This is a genomic window from Streptomyces sp. NPDC022910 (assembly GCF_055561075.1).
This window is the reverse complement of the sequence record NZ_JBVHHL010000181.1, coordinates 1-1,300: the sequence shown is the minus strand read 5'-3', so window position 1 is coordinate 1,300 and position 1,300 is coordinate 1. Positions and strand designations below refer to the sequence as shown.

Annotated in this window: 1 protein-coding gene; it reads left to right on the top strand. The window is 68.2% G+C overall.

Annotated elements, in window-relative coordinates:
• Positions 1 to 242 precede the first annotated feature (242 nt).
• A partial coding sequence (locus ACZ3TS_RS43030; RefSeq protein WP_467628733.1) for an IS110 family RNA-guided transposase occupies positions 243 to 1,300 on the top strand: 1,058 nt, incomplete at its 3' end.

Below are 1,300 nucleotides of genomic sequence, written 5' to 3'. Positions count from 1 at the left end.
GGTCAGTAATCCGGTCGCCTGACGGCGACACCCTGTGTGCGTGAAAATCGGTGCGTGGTCGTCCGGCGGACGTCGTCTCGCCTTGGCGCGTTCCGAGCCCGTGGGTCAGTAGGACGCTGGGGGTCCACCGACAGGCACCCGGATGTGTTGCTCCGAGCACGTGAATCAGACTCTTCCGCCTGCCGGACCCCCGCCGGACGGTCGCGTGCTCGCGGCCGACGACAGGAGGGGGCGCCGGGGCTATGGAAGTAATCCACGAACGCTGCGCGGGGATCGACATCAGCAAGGTCGACGTGAAGGTCTGCATTCGCGTGCCCAGCACCGGCAAGCGGCGCCGCAGCGAGGTGCGAACCTTCTCCGCGGTGACCTCCGGACTGCTGGCCATGCGGGACTGGCTGCTCGCCGAAGGCATCACCGTGGTCGGCATGGAAGCCACCGGCGTGTACTGGAAGCCGGTTTTCTACCTGCTGGAACACGACATGGAGTGCTGGCTTCTCAACGCCCGGCACATGAAGTCGGTGCCAGGCCGCAAGACCGACGTCAAGGACTCCGAGTGGATCGCCAAGCTCGTCGAACACGGCCTGGTCCGCCCCTCGTTCGTGCCCCCGGAACCGATCCGGCAACTGCGGGACGTCACCCGCTACCGCACCGAGATCATCCGCGAACGCACCCGCGAGACCCAGCGGCTGGAGAAACTGCTGGAGGACACCGGCATCAAGCTGTCCGCCACCGTCTCCAACATCCTGGGCGTCTCCGGCCGGGCCATGCTCGAAGCCCTCATCGCCGGCGAACGCGACCCCCATGTGCTGGCGGATCTGGCCAAGGGCAGCATGCGCCGCAAGACCGACGCCCTCATCGAGGCCCTGACCGGGAACTTCACCGCCCACCACGCCTTCCTGGCACGGACGATGCTGGACCGTATCGACGCCTGCACCGCCACCGAGGCCAAGCTCAGTAAGCACATCGAGGTGATGCTTGAGCCCTTTCGCCGCCGCATCGAGCTCCTCGTGACCATCCCCGGCGTCGACACGCGCGCCGCACAGGTGATCCTCGCCGAGATCGGCGCAGACATCGATCGTTTCCCCAGCGCGGCCGACCTGGCCTCCTGGGCTGGCGTGTGTCCCGGCAACCACCAGTCCGGCGGCAGAAACGGCAGCGGGAAGACCCGGCACGGCGATCCCTGGCTGAAGGCCGCCCTCGGTCAGGCCGCCGTGTCCGCGGCGCGGACCAAGGACACCTATCTCGCGGCCCGCTACCGGCGCATCGTCGCCCGTCGCGGCAAGAAGCGCGCCCTGGTCGC